Origin of the sequence: Lysobacter arseniciresistens ZS79 (assembly GCF_000768335.1) — a bacterium.
Taxonomy (GTDB): Bacteria; Pseudomonadota; Gammaproteobacteria; order Xanthomonadales; family Xanthomonadaceae; genus Novilysobacter; species Novilysobacter arseniciresistens.
The window spans coordinates 1-5,463 of sequence record NZ_AVPT01000056.1 but is presented as its reverse complement, the minus strand read 5'-3'; the positions used below and the strand labels follow the sequence as shown (position 1 = coordinate 5,463).

The window sequence follows — 5,463 nt, the reverse complement described above, 5'->3', positions numbered from 1 at the left end:
CCACCCGGGCGAGGCCTACGGGCTGCTCGGCCCGCTGCGCCAGCAGCAGGCACTGGCGCCCGCGCGGCTGGACGGGCTGGAGGCGCGCTGGGCCGAAGCGTCGCTGCGCGAGGCCGGCGACGCCAACGTCCTCGCCGACCGCTGGGAAGCCCTGCCCAAGCCGCTGCGCAGCCACCCCGCCGCGGTCGCCGCCTACGCCGAGCGCGCCGCCGCGCTGCGCTGGGAGGACGCCGCCGCCGGCAGCATCGAGAACGCCCTCGACACCCGCTGGGACGACGACCTCGCCGGCCTCTACGGGCGCCTGCCGATCGGCCGGATCGAGGCCCGCCGCGCCCGCGCCGAGCGCTGGCTGCAGGACCATCCGGCCAGCCCCGGCCTGCTGCTGTCGCTGGCCCGGCTGTCGCGCGCGCAGGGCCAGTGGCCGCAGTCGGAGGGCTACCTGCACCGCGCGCTGGCCCAGGGCGCCAACGCCGAGGCGTGGGAGGAGCTCGGCCACGGCTTCGCCCAGGCCGGCGACGAACCGCGCGCCCGCCTGAGCTACGCCAACGCCCTGCGCGCCAGCCGCAACGAGCCGATCACCGAACTGCCCGGGCGCGACCTGCGCGAGCGCATCTACGACCAGTCGGTGGCCGAGGAGCGCGACGAGCACGGATTGCCGCGCCTGCGCGGCTGACACCCCGCGTTCACGGCGGCGTAGCGTCGCCGCCGTAGGCTGGGGCCGATGTCGTCTTCCCTGACCCAGCCCGCCGCCGCGCCGCCGGTCGCGCCGCCCACCCCGTCCCAGCTCGCCGACCGCTACCGCGCGGTCCGCAACCGCACCCTGCAGCTGGCCGCGCCGCTGTCGGCCGAGGACGCGATGGTGCAGTCGATGCCCGAGGCCAGCCCGGCCAAGTGGCACCTCGCCCACACCAGCTGGTTCTTCGACCGCTTCGTGCGCGCCACCCGGGCCGGCGCGGCGCCGGTCGACCCCGACTGGGACCACCTGTTCAACAGCTACTACCGCAGTGTCGGCGACGCCCATGCGCAGGCCCGTCGCGGGCTGCTGTCGCGGCCGTCGCTGGCGCAGGTGGTCGACTACCGCCGGCGCGTCGACGACGCCGTGCTTGCCCTGCTCGACCGCGGTGACCTGGACGCCGGGACCCTGCAACGGATCGAACTCGGCCTGCAGCACGAACAGCAGCACCAGGAACTGCTGCTGACCGACATCAAGCACGCGCTGTGGTGCAACCCGCTGCGGCCCGCCTACGACCCCGGCCTGCCGCAGCGGCCGGGCGTAGCCAGCGCGATGCAGTGGATCGCCGCCGACGAGGCGGTGGTCGAGGCCGGCGCCTCCGCGTGGCCGCGGGCGGCGGGCTTCGCCTACGACAACGAGTCGCCGCGCCACCGGGTGCTGGTCGGCGCCCACGCGCTGGCCAGCCGGCCGGTCAGCAACGCCGAGTACCGCGCCTTCATCGACGACGGCGGCTACCGCACCGCCGGGCTTTGGCTCAGCGACGGCTGGGACACGGTCGAGCGCGAAGGCTGGTGCCGGCCGCTGTACTGGGACGAGGGCCTGGACAGCGAGTTCACCCTCGCCGGCACCCGCCCGCTCGACCCGCACGCGCCGGCCTGCCACCTCAGCCTGTACGAGGCCGACGCGTTCGCGCGCTGGGCCGGCGCGCGGCTGCCGGGCGAGTTCGAGTGGGAGCGCGCCGCCGCCGGTGTCGCGGTCGACGGCAACTTCGTCGAGTCCGGACTGCTGCACCCGGCCGCAACCGGCGGCGGCGCAGCCGACGGGCACCCGGCGCAGCTGTTCGGCGACGTCTGGGAGTGGACCGCCAGCGCCTACGCCGCCTACCCCGGCTTCCGCGGGATGGCCGGCGCGCTGGGCGAATACAACGGCAAGTTCATGTCCGGCCAGCAGGTGCTGCGCGGCGGCAGCTGCGCCAGCCCGGCCAGCCACCTGCGGGCCAGCTACCGCAACTTCTTCCGGCCCCATGCACGCTGGCAGTTCAGCGGCCTGCGGCTGGCCCGCGACCGCCCGTGAGCGAGCCGATGCCGCCGACCACCACCGCCGCCCCGCTCACCGACCTGCGCCCGGCCCCGGCCGACATCACCGGCGAGGTGCTTGCCGGGCTGTCGGCCAGTCCGCGCCGGCTGCCGTCCAAGTATTTCTACGACGCCCGCGGCTCGCAGCTGTTCGAACGGATCACCCGCGAACCGGAGTACTACCCGACCCGGGTCGAGCTGGCGCTGCTGGAGGCGTCGATGCCGTCGATCGCCGAGGCGGTGGCCGCGCACGCGCACGTGGTCGAGTACGGCAGCGGCAGCGGCCGCAAGACCCGGCTGCTGCTGGAAGGCCTCGACGTGCCGGTGGCCTACACCCCGATCGAGATCTCCCGCACCGCGCTGCTGGCCAGCGTCGAGCGGCTGGCCGACGAGTTCCCCGGCATCGAGCTGCTGCCGGTCTGCGCCGACTTCACCGGGCCGGTGCCGCTGCCGGCGCCGTCGCGCGAACCCGGCCACACGCTGGTGTTCTTCCCCGGCTCGACCATCGGCAACTTCACCGACGCCGACGCCACCGGGCTGCTGCGCTCGATGCGTACGACGATGGGCCCGCGCGGGCAGGCGCTGGTCGGGATCGACCTCGACAAGGACCCGGCGCTGATCGAGGCCGCCTACAACGACGCCGCCGGGGTCACCGCCGAGTTCACCCTCAACCTGCTGGCGCGGCTCAACCGCGAGATCGGCAGCGACTTCGACCTCGACGGCTTCGCCCACCGCGCGGTGTACGTGCGCGAGCGGCGGCGGATCGAGACCTTCCTGGTCAGCCGCCACGCCCAGGACGTCACCGTCGCCGGCCGCCGCTTCCACTTCGCGCCCGGCGAGGCGATGCAGGTGGAGTACAGCCACAAGTACACCGACGCCACGTTCGGCGCGCTCGCCGCCGCGGCCGGCCTGCGCGTGGTCCGCCGCTGGAACGACCCGCGCGACTGGTTCGGCCTGCGCCTGCTCAAGCCGGCATGACTTCCGTCCGCCGCGGCCGTTGCCGTGCGGCGGCATACTCGGCCGGTGTCCCGACCCGGAGCGTCCAATGCGCACGATCCAGCTGATTGCCTGCGCCGCCGCCGCGGCTGTCCTCGCGGCCTGCGGCAGCGTCGAGTACCGCGACACCAATGCCACCGTCGACGCCCGTCCCGAGTGCGGCGCCGGCGAATCGCGTCCCGGCGAGGGCGTGCCGGCGTGGTGCGAGCGAAAGCACGAGGCGGTCTGGTCGAGCGATCCGGAATCGACCGAGTTGCGCCTCGGCGGAGACGACCACTAGGCCGATCCACCGCCGGTCGCCATTGCCACGGCGTTGACGGACCGCCGCTGAATCTTGGGTGATGCCGACCGCAGCCACGGGCGACGCCCGATCCGTCCAGGACGCCACCCGCGATGCCAGCGCCGCCGGCCTGCGGCATGTGAGCGACGACGAACCCGGCATCGCCCGCCGTCGCGCCGGGCCGCACTTCAGCTACGTCATGCCCGACGGCGCGACGGTCACCGACCCCGCCGCGCGCGGGCGCATCCGCGCGCTGGCGATCCCGCCGGCGTGGACCGAGGTCTGGATCTGCCGCAGCCGCAACGGCCACCTGCAGGCGACCGGCCGCGACGCCCGCGGGCGCAAGCAGTACCGCTACCACCCCGACTGGCAGCGCATCCGCGGCGACGGCAAGTTCGACCGTATCGTGGCCTTCGGTGCCGCCCTGCCACGCCTGCGCCGGCGTCTGCGGCGCGACCTGCGGTTGCCCGGGTTCCCGCGCGATAAGGTGCTGGCGATCGTGGTCGCGCTGCTGGCCGACACCCTCGCCCGGGTCGGCAACGACGCCTACGCGCGGGCCAACCGTTCGTTCGGGCTGACCACGCTGCGCAACCGCCACATCGCGTTCCTGCGCGGCGGCCGCGCGCGGCTGAAGTTCCGCGGCAAGGGCGGCGCCGAGCACGAGGTCGAGCTCGACGATGCCCGGCTGGCGAAACTGGTGCGCCGCTGCCGCGAACTGCCGGGGCAGGCGCTGTTCCAGTACCGCGACGACGACGGCACGCTGCAGCCGGTCGACTCCGGCCAGGTCAACGACTACCTGCGCGACGCGATGGGCGAGGCGTTCAGCGCCAAGGACTTCCGCACCTGGGGCGGCACCCTCGCCGCGTTCCGCGAACTGGCCGCTACGCCGGTGCCCGGCGCCGCGGACGACAACGACGGTGCCGCGCCGTCCGAACGCGCGCTGGCGGCCGCGCGCAGCACGGTGGTCGCCGCGGTCGCGGCGCGCCTGGGCAACACCCCGGCGGTCTGCCGCAAGGCCTACATCGACCCGCTGGTGTTCGACGGCTGGCTGGACGGCCGGTTGCAGCGCGCCGCCAACGGCGCGCGCGGGCCGCGGCAGTGGGAGCAGGCGGCACTGAAGTACCTCCGCGCAGCCCATAAACCGGTGGCTCATCGCCGCCGCCTGACGATGAAACAATGACTTGCGACGCAATCCGAACGTATTGCCTAAACATCCGGACCGGTTTACCCTGCGCTGCGCCCGGCCACTGGCCGGCGCCATGTCCAACTGCTGATTCCCGGCCCGCCGGGATTTTCAAGGGAGGCTCCGGCCTCCTTTTTTCTTGCCCGCCGCGCGCGGTTCCGCGACCGGCTTGGCTTGTACGCCCGCCCCGCCCCGGCCAAGATGCCGGCTGCGTCCGGGGGGAACCGCGTTCCATGTCATTGATCCGACGGGTAATCGTCGCGCTGCTGCCGGTGGCCGCACTGCTCGGGCTGATCGCGCTGGTGGTCGCCGTCGGCGGTTGCGGGCGCGAACCGGCGCCACCGGCCCAGGCCGGCACCGATCCGGTCGACGCGGTCCGGCAACTGGCCACCGACCTGCACCGCAACGACCTGGTCGCCTACACGCAGCACGCCCTGCCGCCGACGCTGCACGCGCGGATGGCGGCCAGCTGGCAGGCCGGCCACACCATCTGGCCGCTGACCGAACTGCCGCTCGACGACCGCCTGCCCGCCTTCCTCACCGTGCTGGCTGCACCGGATTCCGAGAAGACCCTGCTGGCCGCCTACCGCCGCCAGTTCGCCGGCGCCGACCGCGAGCTGCGCACCGCCGCCGCCACCCTCGGCCTGTTCGCCGGCCAGTACGTGCGCGAGGCCGGCGACTACAGCGACGCCGAACGCGGCCACTACCTGCAGCTGATCGCCGCGCTGGGCCAATGGGCCGGGCAGGCGCCGCTGGGCGACATCGAGCGGGCCAAGCAGGCGATCCCGCAGCTGACCACCGCCGCCCGGCTGACCGGGCTGGCCGGCGGCATCGAGGTCTTCCAGCGCAACGGCATGGAGCGCAGCCTGCGCCGGCTCGGGCCGTTCTTCGCGCGGTTCAAGCAGGTGCTGGTCGGCTACGGCCTCGATATCGACGCCGCGCTGTCCGGCGCCCGGGTCACCCTGCTCCGGCAGGA

The 5,463-nt window shown here is 74.3% G+C and carries 5 protein-coding genes and 1 pseudogene; all 6 read left to right on the top strand.

Features of this window, described 5'->3' with window-relative positions; all coding sequences use genetic code 11:
• Positions 1 to 673: pseudogene (locus N799_RS15725) on the top strand (heme biosynthesis protein HemY); the annotation flags it as partial.
• 48 nt (positions 674 to 721) lie between these two features.
• Positions 722 to 2,026 (top strand): ergothioneine biosynthesis protein EgtB, encoded by a 1,305-nt coding sequence (egtB, locus tag N799_RS13835; RefSeq protein ID WP_036213822.1) that lies wholly within the window; start codon positions 722 to 724, stop codon positions 2,024 to 2,026.
• Positions 2,027 to 2,034: 8 nt separating this feature from the next.
• Positions 2,035 to 3,006: an L-histidine N(alpha)-methyltransferase gene (gene egtD / locus N799_RS13830; RefSeq protein WP_036213832.1), complete on the top strand. Its 972-nt coding sequence runs from the start codon at positions 2,035 to 2,037 to the stop codon at positions 3,004 to 3,006.
• 67 nt (positions 3,007 to 3,073) lie between these two features.
• Complete coding sequence (locus tag N799_RS13825; protein ID WP_036213819.1) at positions 3,074 to 3,304, top strand: hypothetical protein; 231 nt, start codon at positions 3,074 to 3,076, stop codon at positions 3,302 to 3,304.
• A 61-nt stretch (positions 3,305 to 3,365) separates the two neighbouring features.
• Positions 3,366 to 4,484: a DNA topoisomerase IB gene (locus N799_RS13820; protein ID WP_052101583.1), complete on the top strand. Its 1,119-nt coding sequence runs from the start codon at positions 3,366 to 3,368 to the stop codon at positions 4,482 to 4,484.
• Between the two features lie 236 nt (positions 4,485 to 4,720).
• Positions 4,721 to 5,463 (top strand): hypothetical protein (locus N799_RS13815; RefSeq protein ID WP_052101582.1); only part of this gene is annotated, 743 nt, incomplete at its 3' end.

Bases quoted from the DNA above. Each gene is read 5' to 3' on its own strand.
- egtD (WP_036213832.1), top strand. From the start codon at position 2,035: ATGCCGCCGACCACCACCGCCGCCCCGCTCACCGACCTGCGCCCGGCC.
- N799_RS13825 (WP_036213819.1), top strand. From the start codon at position 3,074: ATGCGCACGATCCAGCTGATTGCCTGCGCCGCCGCCGCGGCTGTCCTC.
- egtB (WP_036213822.1), top strand. From the start codon at position 722: ATGTCGTCTTCCCTGACCCAGCCCGCCGCCGCGCCGCCGGTCGCGCCG.
- N799_RS13820 (WP_052101583.1), top strand. From the start codon at position 3,366: ATGCCGACCGCAGCCACGGGCGACGCCCGATCCGTCCAGGACGCCACC.